Consider the following 19,764-nt stretch of genomic DNA (forward strand, 5'->3'; position numbering starts at 1 on the left):
GAATCTCCGGAAAACTCACAGCTTGCCAATGATATCCGAGATATCATCAAGTTCATCCAACGTGAGGTCTGCATCGCTAAAGTCGCTGGGTGTATATTCCTCAGCTTCACGAGTCAGGCAGTGCACTATCAATTTCTCCAGATTCAATCCATATCTGGATACTTGTTCCATAGCATCTTTCTCATCCAACCTTGAAGGATCATAACGAAGGATCAGTTGAAATTTCCCTTCATCGACAACACAGTTCCACTCTTCGAAATGGGACATTCGGTTAAGTGGACTAATCAATTCGCCCATAGGCATGGATGACATGATAAACGACTCGCCTTGTGTATCTCCTCCAAATTGCCCCAGGTAATTGAAGACAATGTCGGGATCACACGGTGGCTCCTCCAAATTCAACTCGGAAGTCAGATATTTCAGGATTGAATACCCGGTTCCCTTGTCAGGAATGCCACGAAGCATTTCTTTTGTATGACGCAGAGCTTCACCAAGTTCTTCATGAGTTGTACGGAGAAGCACAGGATAGATCGTGGTAAACCAGCCTATGGTCCTTGTGGTATCCACATGGTCCAGTATGCCTTCTCTCCCGTGTCCTTCAAGATCGATAACAATGTCTTTTGCATACGTCATGGAGAGGGCCGTCAACAGAATATCCATAACTTCGGTGTGATACGCACGATGAACTTCAGTCAATAGCTGGCTCGTTCTGTAAGGTTCCAGTTCCAAGGTCACTGTTTTGCTTTGCTTGAGCAAACCAGGTTTATCGTGATGATCGCGAAGCTGTAGTGCTTTCTGATTTAGCTTGTGCCAGTAGGCTTGCTGGAGCTTCAACTCTTCCGCTGTGGCTAAGTTCTGAAGTTCACGACTCCAGAAGGCATAGGAATCTGTCTTCTCAGGCAACCTCACCGTCTTGTCACCCAGGAGAATAGCCTGATACAAGCAGTGGAAATCTTCCAGCAGAATTCGCCATGATACACCATCAATAATAAGGTGATGCATTGCAATAAGCAGATGGTCACCTTCAGGTGTTCTGAACACACCAAGCTGAATTAAGTCATGTCCCAGGTTCACCCTGGATTGAATCGCTGTCGCAAGACGTTCAAGGTGGGCATGATCATAGTCAGCTTCCACTTCATGTATTTCCACAAGGAAATCCTTATCCTTGTCTATTGGGGAAACACGCTGTACCACACCATCCGGCTGGATATCGAATTGGATACGTAGCGCATCGTGATGCTCACAAAGTCTATGGAACACCTCATTTACCGTGTCCGTATCCCACCCATCTCGGTTGTATAGCATCATGGATTGATTCCAATGATTCATGTTGCTGTACCCCTGTGCAAAGAACCATTGTTGAATTGGAGTGAGAGGGATGTCTCCTTCAATGATGTCTCGTTGCTCTTTCCTCGTTTCCATATGTTCCAAAAACTCGACACATTCCGCGATTGTCGGATACAGCATCAAATGCTTGACCTGAAGTCTGAGCTGATGACGAGTGAGTCTTGAAGCAATCTGTATGGATTTGATGGAATCTCCTCCGAGGACAAAGTAGTTGTCGTCGATTCCCACACGTTCCACACCCAGTACTTCTGACCAGACTTGGGCCAATATTTGTTCTTCTTGAGTTACAGGTGGACGATAATCCCCTTTTATGCTGTTCAGATCCGGTGCAGGGAGAGCACCTCGATCCAGCTTGCCGTTACGCGTTACCGGGAGCGTTGCAATCGGTACAAAATACGACGGCACCATGTATTCGGGCAAACTCTGCTGAACATACTTTCTGAGCTCTTGTTCTTGGAATCCTTCCGATGAAACGATATAAGCACACAGATAATATCCTGTATTGTCCTGACGAGGAACAACGACCGCTTCCTGTACGTAAGAATGCTGTATCAGCCTTGACTCAATCTCTCCCGGTTCAATTCGGTGCCCGCGAATTTTGACCTGATGATCGATCCGTGTAAGAAATTCAATACAGCCATCAGGCATCCAGCGGACTCTGTCCCCTGTCCGGTACATTCGTTCACCAGGACAGAATGGATCTTCCATGAACCTGTTCAGCGTCAGATCCGGATCTCCGACGTATCTCTCTGCTACACCCTCACCGGAAATATATAGTTCACCTGCTACACCGACAGGTAAAAGATGGCCTTGCGCATTGAGAATATAGGCTTTCGTATTATGAATGGGTCTTCCAATAGGAACCGAACCGTGACCTGCCAGATTACGTCCGACATTATATGTCGTTGCAAAAACGGTTGTTTCGGTCGGACCATACCCATTCGCGATCCGATCATCTCCCAGATATTGATGAGCGTGCATGACATGAGATTTGGAAAGCGCCTCTCCTCCGACGAATAATCGATGCACATGTTGCAGACAGGTTACATCATGATCGACTAGCGCATTAAACAGTACACTAGTTACAAAGGCAGATGTGATCCGCTGCCCCTTCATAATTGAGGAAAGCTTGTTGATATCCAACATGTCCTCTCTGCTGATCAGTACAAGCGTTGCCCCGTTCAATAATGCACCGAAGATCTCATAAGTTGATCCGTCAAACGCATAGTTGGAGAGCTGTAACATACGATCCTGTTCATCGATATGGATAAATCCATTATTCATCGCTGTCTTAATGACATTTCGGTGTGTAGTGACCACACCTTTCGGTAATCCGGTCGATCCTGAAGTATACATAATGTACGCTGGCATGGTCGCTTCATCCGGTAATGTCGTTGGATTACCATCGTATTGAACAGATAATCTGTCCTTCTCTAATAAGGTTCGACTGGACTCTTCCAATGGAACCACGAACCCTTTGAACCCAGGGAGAGGTCTATCCGATGGAGCAACGAGCATACTTGCATTACAGTGTTCGAGCATGTAGATCATTCTCTCATGTGGATAGGATGGATCCAGCGGAACATATACACCTCCTGCTCGCAAGATTCCCAAGATCGACACAATCATGTCAATCGAACGGTCTGCCAACAAGCCGACAGCATCTCCACGGCGTAAGCCGCTCTGCTCAAGATAACTTGCAAGCTGACAAGCCTTCTGGTGAAGCTCCTGGTAAGTTAGCGTCTCCCCATAAAAGTGCAACGCCGTATGATGGGGACGAAGCGATGCTTGGGTTTCAAACAGCTGGCTAATCGTACGATCACGCGGATACTCTGCGTAAGTGTCGTTGAACTGTCCCAGGATCTCCTGCTCTTCCGAGGGAGTGATCAGCCTGATCTCGTCCAGTAATATGTCTGGAGAGGTGGACATTTGTCTTAACACATGCTCATAATGAAGCGCCATATTTTCCATCTGAGAATGCTCGTAAAGGTCTGTCGCATATTCTATGGTCAGTTTAAGAGATTCCTGATTCTCGTGAACTACCCAAGTCATATCGAATTTAGAAGTGTTACTCGTCCAATCCAGAGGTTCAATATGCAACTCTTGCAGTTCTACCGTCCGGGGTTTGGCATCCTGTAGAACAAACATGGTGTCAAATAACGGATTGCGCTCTGGATCTCTTGCGATTTGCAGCTTCTCAATAAGTTCATTCAATGGGTACTCTCCATGTTCATAAGCCAGCAACGTGTCCCTGCGCACATGACCGATCCACTCGTGAATCTGGAGATCACCACACAATTCTTGTCTCAGCGCCAACGTGTTAACGAACATGCCTGCAACGGAAGAGATATCCGTATGAGTCCTTCCCGCAAATGGAATGCCCACAACAATATCTTTTTCCCCCGTGTACTTGGACAGAAGAATGTTATACGCTGCCAACATCACCATGAAGAGTGTTGCATCTGTCTGTTGTGCTAACTGTTTCACTGCGCCACTCAGCTGAGGACTCAGTTCAAACGTATGGGAAGAACCTGTGAATTGTCGCCGGCTTGGGCGACGCCCCTCTGTGAGGATGTCCAATACGGTGATGTCTTTCTCGTACCGCTTAAGCCAGTAATCTTCACTCGTCAGGTAGGCCGACTTGTTCTTCTGTTCACTCATCCACACGGTGTAATCCCTATATTGAACTGTCATCTCATCAAGAGGATGTCCCTGATAGAGTTGAATAAAATCCTGATACAGAATTCCGGTCGTCACTCCGTCCGAAACAATGTGATGCATGTCCAAGACCAACACATATTCTCTGTCTGAAAGTACACATAACCCTGCTCTCATAAGCGGTGCACATCCCAGATCGAAGGGCCGGACCAATGTGCCAATATACCGAGCCAGCTGTTCATTCCTCTCAAGACCTGCAAGCGTTTCAGGTTCAGTTATAAGTTCCAGTTCCCAATGCATGTCCTTCAGGTCATGAATGTGCTGTCGCAGCTCACCATCAACCATTCTGAAGGAGGTTCTTAGTGATTCATGCCGATGAATAAGTCCTCTCAACGCAAGCTCCAGACGGGTCACATCGGGTTTCCCGTTCATCCTTAGTACCATGGGCATATTGTAACTTGTCCCGGTATCCTCGAACTGTTCCACCAGATATAATCTCTTCTGTGCCGACGACACGGGATAATCGTCTTGTTCTTTGACACGCGGGATACGAGTATGATTCTGCTTGTCCCCTTGGTCAATCAAGGAGGCCATCTGTTGCAGCGTTGGAGCATTAAATAAATCAGGCATGCTTAATTTGATAGCCCATTTCTCCTGTACCTTCGCTATGAGAACCATTGCTTTTAGTGAATGCCCGCCCATTTCGAAGAAATGATCTTGCAAGCCCGCTTGTGCGAGGTCCAGAACTTCAATCCATAATTGTGCCAGTTCCTTCTCCGTATGTGTTGAAGGAGCCACATAATTTGAAGACAGTCTGGCAAGGTCAGGTTTAGGCAGAGCTTTTCGGTCCAGCTTCCCGTTCTGTGTAAGCGGTAGGGATGAGAGCTCGATGAATATGGATGGAATCATATACTCAGGAAGTGTTTCTTTTAAGATTCTTCTCCAGTTCTCGGCTTGATGCTCGTTCTTCGTTTCATTCAAGTCAAGTATACTTGCAGGGTCAATTACAACATACGCCGCCAACATGGAGTGCCCTTGGTCATCACGATGTGCAGTAACTACAGTTTCATTGACCTCTTTTAGAGCGAGGATCCGCTCCTCGATCTCTGCCAGCTCAATCCGATTTCCACGGATTTTCACTTGCTGATCCAATCTACCCAAATATTCAATGGTGCCATCCTTTAACCACCTTACGAGGTCTCCTGTACGATAGACCCTATCTTCCCCTTCCATGTGCCAGGCCAGAAATCTCTCTTCTGTCAGCTCCGGTTGTCCCAGATATCCTGCAGCCAGACCCTCGCCTCCGATGTACAATTCTCCAGGAACTCCCACAGGTTGGGGTTTGCCCCATGTATTCAATACATAGAGCCTTGTATTATGAATGGCTTGGCCAATGGGAACACGCCCGGTTTCCCTTACTCTCTCATCAATGGAATACGTTGCTGCAAATACGGTTGTCTCCGTCGGGCCATAACCATTTACAATTCGATGTTCTCCCAGCACATCCAACGCTTTAATTACATGATTCACCGAGGCAGCTTCTCCGCCAATAAACAGTTTCCTCATACCACGCAGGCTGTGTACGTCATAATCAACTACCGTATTGAACAGGGAGGTTGTCATGAAAAGACTCGTGATCCTCTCTTGTCTCAATGTGCGTGTAAGATACGACACATCATGAACATGTTGATTAGGCATAAGCACGAGCGTTGCTCCATTAAGAAGTGCTCCAAAGATTTCATATGTGGCCCCGTCAAATGCATAATTGGACAACTGTAACATTCGATCCTCTCGCCCAATTTCAACAAATCCGTTATTGATACAGGTTTTCACTACATTGCGGTGACTCGTTACCACACCTTTGGGCATTCCGGTAGATCCCGAGGTATACATGACATAGACAGGCTGCTCTGCTGAATAGGAGATTGGTATCTGTATCGAACTACCCTCTGCATAAACTTGCGGTTCGAGCAGGGGGATAATTGTCCCCTTGTAGGAATCAAGGGTCTGATACTGCTCCATGATGAGCCACTGCGCTCCGCTGTCCCGTAAAATGTATGTTAATCGGTCTTCAGGGAATTTGGGATCGAGAGGGACATACGTTCCTCCTGCTTTTAATATCGCTAGGATGGCAATAATCATCTCCGGTTTACGATGTGTTAATAGTCCGACGTAGTCACCAGGCTTAATTCCACGTCGCTTGAGTAATGTCGTCATCCGGTTTACGCGTTCGTTCAGTTGTCCATAAGTCACACTCTCTGTACCGTACAGGAGTGCCTCGTGTTCTGGTTGTTCTAGTACCATGGATTCAAATGCATCCGTGACAGTCCAGTCTCTTGGATATTCAGCATCAGTTTTATTAAGCTCTCTAAAATACTTTTGTTCTAGCGGGGTAAGCAGCTCCAGATCCCGCAGTTTCGTATCCATGCTATTCAATAGTTGTTCCAGCAAATAAACATAATGACGAGTCATCTGTTCGATGGTAACCCGGTCCCATAAATCTGAACTGTATTCAACCTCAGCCACGAGTTCATCCCCGTCTTCATGCCATACCCAGGACATATCGAATTTGGCCTGCTGTCCATGCCAATCCAACTTACAAACAGATATATCTTGAAGTGTTTTGACGGGAAGCGTCACATCCTGCAGTACAAACAGTGTGTCAAATAAGGGGTTTCGGTTCGGCTGAAAAGAAAAATGAAGTTTGTCTAATAGATCACTGAGAGAATACATACCATGTTCATGTACTGCCAGCATATATTTTTTGACATGCTGGATATATTCACCAACCGTCAGATCAGCAGCTGCACTAAGCTTCAAAGGCAGCGTGTTTACAAACATCCCCACAGTGGGCTCCACATCTACATGTTCTCGTCCGGCAATCGGTGCCCCTATGGTGATGTCCTCATCACCCGTATATTTAGACAACATCAGGCCATACACCGATAAAAGAAGGATGAATGGAGTAGCCCCGTAACCGGCTGCTGCTCTTTTCAATTCCTGTACCTTCTTACTTGGCAAACCAAATGCATAGGATGCCCCCCGGTACGATCTGATGGCAGGACGTGCACGATCCATTGGAAGTTCTGCGGAACTCTCGAATTCCGAGTACTGATCCAACCAGAATTGCTGTGCTTCCTCGTAGGCACGGCTCGTCTGCTGTTTCTGCTTCCACATCACATAATCCTTGTATTGAACACGGATCGGATCAAGTGCCCGTACCTGATAAAGATCAAACAGTTCATCATATATCAGATGAGTAGATACTCCGTCAGACACAATGTGATGTGTATCCAGCGCCAGTACATACCGTTCCTTATCGATTTCAATTACACTTGCCCTGATCAGCGGTGCTTCTGCCAAATCAAACGGCTTAACAAAAGTGGACATCACGCCAGACATTGGATCTGTTTCAGTTCCATCCGATTCCTGGATCGAGGATTCCAATGAATCCATAGTCCACCTTTCAAGTTTCCACTCCACTTCATCTATCGAATGAATGTGTTGAATTAACTCGCTATGTTCCATATCAAATGATGTCCGCAGGGCTTCATGGCGTGCGATGACCCGTCTAAAACATGCTTCCAGCCGAGCCGTGTCTAATGCTCCTGAGATTTCAAATAACATCGGCATGTTATAACTTGTTCCACTGTTTTCATATTGCTGGGCATAATAGATCTGTTTCTGAACTGATGTAACAGGATATGACTGCATCACCGGAGCCGGCTCAATGGCTCTATACTGATTCCGAGCGGCCTTCTGAATCCATCCAGCCATGTCCCGAAGAATTGGGGCCTGGAATACATCCAGCAAGGTAAGTCTGACATCAAGTTCCTGGTGAATCTTGCCTACTAGTAACATGGCTTTAAGAGAGTGTCCGCCCAATTCAAAAAAATGATCCTGTATTCCTATCTTCTTAATGCCTAGAACGCTTTCCCATATCTCAATCAAGCTCTGTTGGACCGGATTCTCTGCAGGAACATATTGCTGGCCTCGTACAATTGTCGGCTTCGGAAGTTTCTTCCGATCAATCTTTCCATTCGGAGTAAGCGGTATCTCATTCAAAATGGAAAAGACGGTTGGGACCATATATTCCGGCATTTGTTGCTTGAGTTCCTGCTTCCACATCGTTACCAGTTCTTGAAAGGACTGCTTGGCTTCTCCATCCTGAAGTAAAGTATACGCACATAGATAGGAGTGACCCTGATCGTCACGATCGGCCATCACTATCGCTTCATGGATACCTGAAAGCTTACGCAGGCGCCCCTCTACTTCCCCCAGTTCGATCCGATTGCCACGAATCTTCACTTGATGGTCTATTCGATCAATGAATTCCAGATTTCCATCCGGCAGCCATTTAACCAGATCTCCAGTCCGATATAGACGTTCTCCCGGAATAAATGGGCTAGCTATAAATTTGTCACGGGTGAGCTCCGGTTGTCCCAAATATCCCTGGGCAAGTCCTTGTCCACCTATATACAACTCGCCAGGAATACCAACAGGCAATCGCTTGCCTTCATGGTTCAGCACATACACTTTTGTGTTATTCGTTGGCTGACCAATTGGAATGTATTCACCAGAAACGATGGAGTAAAATGTGGCAAATACCGTCGTTTCTGTCGGGCCGTATACATGTACAAGTCTATGCTTGCCAAGTAGATCAACAGCCTTTTTGACATGTGTCCCGGATACTTTCTCACCGCCAAAGAGAATTTTCCTAGTCCCGTTCAAGCATGCCGGATCCAGATCTACCAGTGTGTTAAATAGGGCTGTTGTCATGAAAGCGATCGTGATATGTTGTTCGCGAATGGCCTTGGCGAGAGCACTCCCATCCAGCACATCTTCCCGTTTCAACAGAACAAGTTCAGCACCGTGTAACAGGGCACCATAGATGTCAAAGGTCGATCCGTCAAACGCATAATTAGATATCTGTAGCAAGCGGTCCTCAGGGGTGATATCCACGTAACCATTATGAATTACCGTCTTGATCACATTGCGGTGTGTCGTAATTACCCCTTTTGGGGTGCCGGTGGAACCAGAGGTGTACATGATATATAAGGGATCTTCCGGGCCAGGAGACTCGGCATATGCGCTGTTATTCACATTATTTCGAATAAGAACCGGATTCTGATTGGATTCGTGTGCCCAGACATTTTCATTAAAAATCAGAGCTTCACCCTCATAGCTGGGGATCTGATCAGGATGGTCTGCAATCAACCACCTTGCCCCGCTATCCATCAACATGAATGTCTTCCTGTCCGCCGGAAAGCTTGGATCAATAGGGACGTAGGCCCCTCCGCTCTTGAGAATGGCGAGCATTGCAACAATGACCTCAATGGAGCGGTCCATGATTAGCCCGACACGTTGCCCAGACTGAACGCCCTGTGAAATAAGGTATCGTGCAAGACGATTCACGCGATCATTTAACTCCCGATACGTAACACGGTACCCGTCCATCACAACGGCCGGATTCGCGCTGCCGAGCTCTACCTGCTGCTCAAACAGCTCAGCCACAGAAGCATCTTGAGGATAATCTGCATCGCTGTTATTCCATACATCTATCTGTGCAATATCCGATTCGGTTACAAGCTCCAGTTCCCCGATTTTCAGTTCCGGGAAAGCCACGATCTGCTGCAGCAAATGTACATAATGTTGTAACATCCGTTTTACGGTATGTGACTCCCACAGATCCGTTCGATATTCAACAGATACCGTCATATCATCTTCGGAATATGTACAGACCCATGTCATGTCAAATTTTGATGCATGATGATCCCACTCTGCATACTCGACCTCAAGTCCCGGTATATGCATCTGTGCTGTTGCCGAATCCTGTAGCATAAACATCGTGTCGAACAATGGATGTCGACTTGAATCAAACGGCAGTGACAAGCGATCTATCAGGTCTTCCAGTGGATATCGACCGTATTGATACGCTGCTAGCGTAATTTCTCTCATCTTCTCCAGATATACGCTTACCGATAGTTCTGCCTTGGGTTCACTTCGAAGTGCCAGTGTGTTGGCGAACATGCCTACCATTTCTTCATGCTGGATGGTATCTCTGCATGTAAAAGGAGTGCCCACTATAACATCGTCTGCAGCTGAATATTTGGACAACAGAATCTGATAGGATGCCATCATAAGCATAAATAAGGTCTGTTGATTGGTCATTGCCGTATCTTTTAATTGACTCACGAGAGCAGGTTCTAACGTTAAGTTCACACGACTTCCCTCAAAACGGCGGATCGGCGAGCGCAGATGATCTGTTGGTATTTCAAGAACAGGGACTTCGATTTTGTACAAGGACAACCAGTACTCCTGACTTTTGTTATATGCCTCTTGTTGAAGATATCTCTCCTGTTCCCAGACAGCATAATCCTTGTACTGCACACTCAGGTCCGAAAGGTACTGCCCCTGATATAACCTAACCCAGTCGGATATCAGAATCTCTATCGATCGTCCATCCGAAATAATATGATGCAGGTCAAGCAGTAGCACATGACATTTCTCGTTAATCCGAAGTAATCCTCTTCGGAACAAAGGAGCTTCTCCCAGATCAAATGGCTGGATGAATTGTTCAGCAAACGACTGGATAGCCGATTCCTCCGTCTCTGCTAATGAAGCTTCTTCGAGGCGCAACGGTTCAAGAGATATCTGATCAGGTCCGTGAATACGCTGCCGCAGTTCACCATGGTGTAACTCGAATGAAGTTCTCAATGCCTCATGTCTCTGAATCAGCATCTGCATTGATCTCTCCAAGGCATTCACATCCAGCTTGCCATTTAACCGAAGCAGGAAAGGCATATTATAACTTACACCTGCATTTTCCATTTGCTGAACAATGTACATCCGTTGTTGGATAGTAGATGCCGGGTACGTGTCCCTGTAGGGTACGGGCACAAGTTCTTCTCCAGGTTGGTCTGTCGAGCGTGCTGCCATGATCCACATGGCCATCTCCCGAATCGTAGGCATGATGAATACATCCTGTAGTGAAACCTTTAAGCCAGTTTCCTTCTGCACTCTGGACACAAGCATCATAGCTTTAAGTGAATGTCCTCCAATTTCGAAGAAATGCTCCTCTACTCCGACGCTCTGTATATCCAGTACCTCTTCCCAAATACGAGCTAATTTCTCTTCAAACACATTAGCCGGAGCAACGAAATGGTTGGTCTGTCTTCTCGTGGGCTTGGGAAGCGCCTTCCGATCGAGCTTACCGTTCAGTGTCATGGGAAAGGCTTCCAGTGTAACGAACGTATTGGGAACCATATATTCAGGCAGGGTCTGCCTCAGCTCTTTTTTCCAGTCCAACACAGGAGTTTTGTTATCTCTCGGGACGATATACGCGCATAAATAGGTATGTCCCTGCTCATCCTTCTCTGTCATGACCACAGCATCCTGAATCGATTCAATCCTGGATAGCCTGCTCTCAATCTCGCCAAGTTCAATCCGGTTTCCACGAATCTTCACTTGCTGATCCAATCTTCCCATGTACTCGAGGTTTCCATCCGGCAGCCAGCGAACAAGGTCGCCTGTTCTGTACATTCTTTCTCCAGCAGAACCGATTACAAAGCGTTCTTCGGTTAACTCAGCCTGATGCAGGTAACCTTGGGCAAGTCCATCTCCGGAAATATACAACTCGCCAGGTACTCCAACAGGTTGAAGTTGTCCTTTTCGATTCATTACATGAGCCTGGGTATTGTGAACAGGTCTTCCGATGGGAACTGTGTTATAATCCAGCAAACGTTGATTGACCAGATAAGTCGCTGCAAAAACGGTCGTTTCCGTCGGACCATATCCGTTAGCAATCCGGTCATTCCCCAAAACCTGCAGAGCCTTCTCCACATGTTTTTTGGATCCAGCCTCTCCGCCAAAGAAAAGCCTTCTCACATGTTTCAAACATTGAACATCCCACTCAACAACGGCATTGAACAGTACAACAGTCATAAAAGCCGAAGTGATTCGTTCACGCTCCAGCGTATCAGCAAGCTCCGACACGTTGAGCACGGTTTCCTTGGGAATCAGCACCAGCGTAGCTCCGTTAAGTAAAGCACCGAATATTTCATATGTTGAACCATCAAATGCGTAGTTGGAGAGTTGCAACATCCGGTCCGTTTCATGAATATCCATAAAACCGTTATTGATTACGGTCTTCACAATGTTACGGTGTGTCGTTTGTACACCCTTCGGTTTACCTGTAGACCCCGATGTATACATGATATAGGCCACATCTTCAGCGGATCTGTGGCATTTCGTGAACATGTCCACAGCTTGCCGCTCGCAGTCACTCCTCAACTGTTCCTGCTTGAACAGATTGATCTGCTTGCCTTTATAGCCGCTGATGAACAGATCCTTCTCAGCAATAAGTACAGCCACATCACTATCTGCAAGTATGGTACGAATTCGCTCCGTCGGGAACTCCGGATCCAGCGGAATATAGGTACATCCTGCTTTCAAAATGGCGAAAATGGCCGTTATCATTTCTATGGACCGCCTTGAAATAAGTCCAATGTTCTGTCCAGGTTCAATACCGGATTCGAGCAACTGAATTGCAAACTGATCAACTCGCATACCGAATTCTCGGTATGATAATTGCTCCTCCCCCATGACAATTGCAGTTCGCTCAGATTGCTGTATAACCTGCTGCTCGAGCAGTTCTACAATGGTTGCCTCATAAGGGTATTCGGCAGTTGTGTCATTGTAAGTTCCGAGTAATGTGTGTTCTTCCTCCGTGATAATATCGGCTGTATCGATCTTCTGTTCAGGTTTGGCAAGCAAGCAAGCAAGAACTCTCAGATATACGTTAAGCAGCCGATCTGTGAATGCTGTGGCATAAGATGACACCATCTTGACGGACAACTCACCGAGAGTTACTGAAATACTAAAATCAAGGAGAGTGTTTGTTTTCTCATAGCTGTAAGACTTAAATTCAAACATTCCTTTTTCCACAGACTCATACACATGAAAATCAATATAGTTAAAGGCGATATCAAATAGCGGATTTTCTCGGCTGCTTTGCTCCCCAATTGCATTTAGGATCTGAACAAGGGACAACCGGCCATACTTTTTGAGTGCAGCTTGTTTACGATACACATCTTGAGTAATGTCTCCCCAGTTCACCATAGCGTCAAATAGCGTGCGCATAGGAACGGTATTTAGGAAACAGCCCAATATGCGTGCGCCATCCTCGTGGACAGGACGTCCATTCTCGACAAGCCCGATCAGGATATCATCCTCATAGGACAACATATATAATGATGTGACGAATGCAGACAGACACAAAGATTTAACCGTAACACGCTGATTACGTGCCGCTTCTTTTAACTGTGTGTACAGTTCCGATGGAAGGAGAGTTACTGTTGAGTTGGCTACTGAATTGCCATTATGAATCTCGGGATGTTCCGGGAATGAGTATTTTCGATAATCCAGCAATTCTTCACGCCAATACTCCATAATGGACGAATTTCTAGATTGGGCCATCTGATCAATAACATAATCTTTGTAGCTCGTTTTTAACGGATCAGGCACTGACTTCCCCTCCTTTGAGAGCACCGTACAAATTCAGTAATTCCGACATGAAGACGGCAACGCTCCATCCATCCAGTATGGCATGATGAAAGATCCACCCCACATATGACTCCTCCTGGGAGGTGAAAATCACCAGACGCCAGAGCGGAGCTTGCTGGATATCAAATGGCCGCTTCCGGTCAAGCTCCATATAATTCCGAATTTCCTGTTCTATCGATTCGCTGTCCAGGCTATCCAGTATGACCTCCTGAATATCAAAATGTATACGTTCACAAGTATATTGGACAGGTACGGGAAAATCGGAAATATTGAAACCAGTGCGCAGAATGGGATGCCTGTTTATGAGTTCATTCATGACTGTTTTAAGATTCAGCGCCTGAATTCGATGCTCATGAATCTGATATATAAACTGATCGTGATATACACCCAGACCTTCATTTTTCATGTAATGGAACACCATTCCCTGCTGAATATCGCTCATGGGATACACATCTTCCACATTGGAGGGTAACAAGGCTCGTAATGTCGGGTTCGCCAGCCACTCTGTACGCATCTGTAATAACTCCATCTCAATCTCGTTCCGGACGGGATCGGGTACATGAAGGGAAGCACGATGTCTAGCCAGTTCGCGAATTGTTGGATAATCGTACATATCAGCAATTTGGATATGTAGTCCAAGTTCTCTGTTCATTCGGCTGATCAGTTCAATTACACGAATGGAGTCTCCGCCAAGCTCAAAGTAATCACACTCTACCCCCATATTGCGGTTATCCAACATCTCCTGCCAAATGCTCAGCATCTGCCATTCCAGTTCATGGCTTGGCATAACCAAATCGGTAACATCCATTGGAGTCACACTGTCGCTAGGAGCGGGAAGTGCTCTGATATCGACTTTGTTGCTCAGTGTCATTGGCAGGCCCTTCATTTGAATATAATGAGCAGGCAGCATATACTGCGGCAGATGTTGAGACAGCCTTGTTCGTAAATCTTTGCTCTGCTGAAGTCGTTCAGAGACATAATATGCACAGAGAACGCTCTCTCCTGTATCCCCTGCCCTGACCGTTACGACTACTTGCTGTATCCCATCTATCTCCAAAAGTCTGGATTCAATCTCACCAAGCTCGATTCGGAAACCTCTGATTTTGACTTGGTGATCGATCCTTCCCAAATATTCAAGTTCACCGTTCATCTGCCACCGGGCGAGATCTCCAGTTCGATATAACCGCTGCGAGGGTGCAAAGGGGTGGGGAACGAACCGTTCGGCGGTCAGTTCTTCTCGGTTCAGGTATCCCCTAGCCAAGCCTTCACCGCCAACATAAATCTCCCCTTCCACACCGATCGGAACCAATTCCCGCTGTTCATCGAGAATATAAATTTGAAGCGTAGGAATGGGTTTCCCAATGTTGCTTGTTTTGCCTTGGATATCATCCCATTCCATTTCCTTATATGTCACATGTACCGTTGTTTCCGTAATTCCATACATATTAATGAGTTGAGCTTGAGGATATTTTTTCTTCCATTCCAGTAGTTGTATAGGTTGAAGAGCTTCTCCGCCGAAAATCACCTTTCGAACAGCCAACGGTGTATCCAGGTCTGACTGTACTTCCAGTTTAGCGATTCGGTAAAATGCAGTCGGCGTTTGGTTCAGAATGGTAACCTGTTCCTTCTGTAGCAACGATAAGAATTGTGCTGGCTCCCTTGTCACATTCAGAGGAACTATAATCAATCTGGCACCATACAATAACGCCCCGTACATCTCCCATACCGAAAAATCAAAACAGAATGAATGGAACATTGTCCACACATCTTCTTTGGTGAAGTCAAACAAGTTTCGGTCATTAAAAAGCAACCTGACCACATTGGAATGTTCAATCATGACCCCTTTTGGTTTGCCCGTTGATCCTGATGTGTAGATGATGTAAGCCAAATCCGATGGTCGATTCACTTGTTTCGGATTAGTTGCGTAGATGCCTTCCATTCCATCGTCATCCAGCAGGTCGGGGACGATTGCCTTAATCGACATTTCTTCAGGCAGATACTCCTGCTCTTCCGTAATACAGAATTGTGCTCGACTATCTTCAAGCATGTATTGAATACGTTCCTTCGGGTACTCGGGATCAATCGGCATATAAGCGCCACCTGCCTTAAGTACGGCAAGAATGCTGATAACCATTTCGGGTGAACGTGAAAACAAAATGCCTACAACCTGATTTGGTCTCACGCCTTGCTGTCGAAGATATATTGCCAAGCGGTTGGCCTTACTATTTAATGATGCATACGTCATCTCCGTATGTTCATAACGCAAGGCAATCCGTTCACTGGATCGTTTCGCCTGTTCCTCAAACAAACTGATCAGTGTTGCTTCTCGCGGGTATGTGGTCTTCGTATCATTGAATTGCTCCAGAAGTATACGCCTCTCAGTATCAGGCAATGTATTCAGACTCGACAGCTTAATGCTCAACAACCCCTTCCAGCATGGTGATATAGAATTCTAGAAGCCTTTCGATGGTTTCCATTCTGTACACATCCGTGTTGTATTCCATACGAAGCCTAAGAATATCCGACTCTTCATATACATGTAGAATCAAGTCATACTTGGATGTACTTCCTGCTTCAATTATCAACTGTACAGCTACATCCTGAAGCTGATAATGGTGTGTAAATTCATTTTGCAGCGTGAACATGACTTGAAAACCCGGTGTTGATCCCGGTGCCGTATGATACGAAAGGTCAGGTAGCAGTATTTCTATAGGTACTTCCTGATGTTGATAAGCATCCAGGGACATTCCTTTAACTTGTTCCAGCAGATCATCGAACGTCATATCTTCACTAAACTCGACGGGTAAAATAACGGTATTCGCTACAAATCCAATGATATTCTCCACCTCGGCACGGGTCCTGTTCGACATTACGGTACCAATGGGGATATACGGCTGTCTGCTAAAACGATGGATCAGGTAGCCATATACCGCGAATAAGAGCATAAAGAGCGTAACCCCTGATCGGTGTGTCTTCACTAATGTCCTGGAGGTCAACTGGGAGTCTACGATACGTTCGATCGTATTTCCCTTATACGTTCTGGCCTCCGGATACGGAAAATCATAGGGTACCTGTATGATAGGTAATGTTCGGTTAAGCTTATTGATCCAGTACTCTTTCAGTTCCCACAGCGGAGAATCACTGCTCTGCTCCAAGGAGTATTGCCAGAGCACATAATCCGAATAGGAGACAAAAAGTGGCGGCAGTATTCGATGCGAATCTCCCAACTCCGCGTTATATAATTGCAGCAATTCGTTGGTGAAGATCTCTACTGACCAGCCATCAGAGATAATGTGGTGCATGGACACAACCAGGATATGTTTGTCTGGACCGCAATCAATCAGGCACAACCGAAGACATGCATCGTTCACAAGGTCAAACCGCATGTTTGCTTCCTGATCAATCTCCATCCTGATTGCAACATGCCTTTCATTTTCCTGGAGCTGGGTAAGATCCACCCGTCTGATTTCTATTTCAAATCCTTGTTCCTTAACATATTGATATGGTTCCCCATCTTGAACACCATAGCGAATACGCAAGGCCTCATGCCGCATAATCAGTGCTCTTAAAGCATTCTGAAGCCTGTATATATGAACAACACCAGTAAAGTGAATTGAACAAGTATTGGTATAAAAGGCGCTCTCTGGAGCAATCATGTGCAGAACCCATTGACTTTTTTGTTTCAATGTAAGTGGAAGTTTCTCCGTTCGTTGCTGCTGTACCGGGATAGGAATATGATTCTTCAACGGTTCCGCATTCTGCAATTCCTGAAGAATTCCATTGATGGTTGCTTGTCTGAAAAAATGCTGTACCGGAATATGCACCTTATACTCGGAAGCGATCATCGCGAGCAGACGAGTCATGCGAAGGGAGTCACCACCAAGCTGAAAGAAATCATCATGGTAGGTCACCTGGGTCAATCCCAAGACCGATTGAAATGCCTTTTCAAGAAATGAATAGTGCTTAGAAGAAACCACTGCTCCTTCACCTATATGAGGTTGTCTGTACACTTCAATTCGGTCAAGAAGTACATTATGTTCCTTTACATATTCACGTACTTTGGTGTACACCAAAGCTTCATGGCAATGATCCTGCTCTGATGTGTAGTGAATAATGCACAGCTTGTCCTGCTGGATCTGTGCTCCCCCGGAACCCTCTTCTTCTGCCTGTACCCAAGCAGCCTGTTCAACAGAAGTTGCTGCAACCTCTTCTTCCATCATCATCTGAGCCTGCTGACGTTCATGCAGCATACACTCTATTCGATTGAGCGTTTCATCAAATTGCCCATCGAGTAGTAAATCTACAAGTTGTAGCCGCTGGATTTTACCTGTAGGTGTACGAGGGAATTCCCTTTTGCTCACCGGAACGATAAACCTTGGATTGACGCCAAATTGTCTCGAGATGTTACCTCTCATCTCCTGAATGACGAACAGATTTAATCCTTCATCGTCATTCCGGGGTGTATAAAATAACAACAGTTGATCATTGCCGGACTCTCCACCAGATATTCCTGCTGCTGCCACGTAGTCAGCATCAAGACCGTATACTTGCTTCATCACGGCTTCAATCTCATAGTTGTATAGATTTTTGCCGTTCATGATCAGCACATCTTTTTCTCTGCCTGTTAATGTCAACACTCCATCTTTAACAAAACCGAGATCCCCTGATTCGAACCACCCATCGCCTGTCAATACGTTGTTAGTCGCTTCCTTGTTCTTGAAGTATTCCGTTATGATTGAATCTCCCTTGAGTTGAACTCTCCCCACATGAGCTTCGGGAAGCGGAACATTGCAATCATTTACTATACGCAGACTTATGCCGGGAATCACCTCTCCAATCTCGACAAAGGCTATTGTTTCGTCCGTAATGGGGGAATCTGCAAAGATCAATTCGCTATCCATCGACCCCTTAACAATATGCTGAATTCCACCTGTCTCGGATTGATTAAACGTTCTGCTGAAGCAGAGACTGCCGGAAAATTCAGTCATGCCATATGCAGGAACAATACTATCAGCTCTAAGCCCAAACGGAACTAATTGATGAAGGAATTCTTTGCCTGTTCGAGCTGAAATCGGCTGACCTACATTCAATATGGTCCGAATGGATGACAAGTCCCATTGTCTGGCATGAACGGCTTCATGCTGCTGATTCATCTGTGCATAGGCAAAATTAGGAGCCCAGGTGAATGTGACTTGATGCTCCTCTATATCTTCCAGCCATGAGATTGGCGAATTCAAAAAACGCTCAACGGAACTTAACACTTGCTCACTGCCCAGCACAACTCCGAGGATATGATTGGTTAACAATCCACCAGCATGATAGAGAGGCATCCAATTCAAGGTGATCTCATCCGACGTCAGGCCCAGATGTTGTTTAATCCCTATAATGTTCGCAAGAATCTGGCGATTCTGATACCGGACACACTTCGGAGTACCTGTTGTTCCTGATGTAAAGAGGGTAAGGACAGGGGCATGGGGGTCACTACTGTGCCTTTCCTGGGAACGCTCATGCCGCAACAGCTCATTTACCGAAATTACCGCTTCTTCACGTGTGCCCTCCCCTTCGAAAGTACCAGCAGAATCTCCTACAATGAGCGGACAATCCAATAACTCCCACACCTGTTTCAGCTTTGTGTGATCCATGTGATCGGATGGCAAGTGAAGAGCTGGCTTCAGCGGTGCTGGGTTTATACCGCCAAGTATACAAGCCCAGAGTGCAGCTACTAGGTGATCTATCCGTTCAATTTGCAAAATGATGGAATCCCCTGGCCGGACATCTTGTTGAATCAGTCCTTGAAGGATGCGTTCAGCATCCTGAGACAATTCCATATAATCTGATATTCGGACTTCCCCATTTTCCTTTTTATAATACAATTTCTTCTTAGGATGATTCCTGACGGTCAGATCAAAAGCCTCAGCAAGTGTCTTAGGATGTCCTGAACAATCAAGCGGTTTACCTATCTGAATTGCTGGCTCCCCAGCAGCCGAAAGAGTTGGTTGTGATTCCCACAACTTCGGTCTCTTCCCATATTTGAAATGTTCCTGACCCTTCAATACGCTGGAAGCAGTCGGTTGGGTCCAGTGTTCATCCCAGACCCCGGAAGAGGTCATTGCCCGCATGGATATAGAAAGTTGTTGAACCGGGAGCTCATGTCTTATATAACGTTGGAGGCTAGTATGAAATGACATTCGAACG

General features: G+C 46.0%; 3 protein-coding genes. All 3 read right to left on the reverse strand.

Going from position 1 to position 19,764, the window contains the following annotated elements; all coding sequences use genetic code 11:
• Positions 1–15: 15 nt before the first annotated feature.
• Genes ABTV53_RS18475 through ABTV53_RS18485 form a run of 3 tightly spaced genes read right to left on the reverse strand, consistent with a single transcriptional unit; the run spans position 16 to position 19,757 of the window.
• Positions 16–13,530, reverse strand: a complete 13,515-nt coding sequence (locus tag ABTV53_RS18475; protein WP_433745075.1) for an amino acid adenylation domain-containing protein — start codon at positions 13,528–13,530, stop codon at positions 16–18.
• Positions 13,523–15,991, reverse strand: a complete 2,469-nt coding sequence (locus tag ABTV53_RS18480) for a non-ribosomal peptide synthetase (protein ID WP_433745078.1) — start codon at positions 15,989–15,991, stop codon at positions 13,523–13,525. The genes ABTV53_RS18475 and ABTV53_RS18480 overlap by 8 nt, the downstream gene beginning before the upstream one ends.
• Positions 15,981–19,757 carry a condensation domain-containing protein gene (locus tag ABTV53_RS18485; protein WP_433745081.1) on the reverse strand — a complete coding sequence of 1,259 codons (3,777 nt, stop codon included), beginning with the start codon at positions 19,755–19,757 and terminating at the stop codon, positions 15,981–15,983. The genes ABTV53_RS18480 and ABTV53_RS18485 overlap by 11 nt, the downstream gene beginning before the upstream one ends.
• Positions 19,758–19,764: the final 7 nt, after the last annotated feature.

Origin of the sequence: Paenibacillus amylolyticus (assembly GCF_050990605.1) — a bacterium.
Taxonomy (GTDB): domain Bacteria; phylum Bacillota; class Bacilli; order Paenibacillales; family Paenibacillaceae; genus Paenibacillus; species Paenibacillus amylolyticus_H.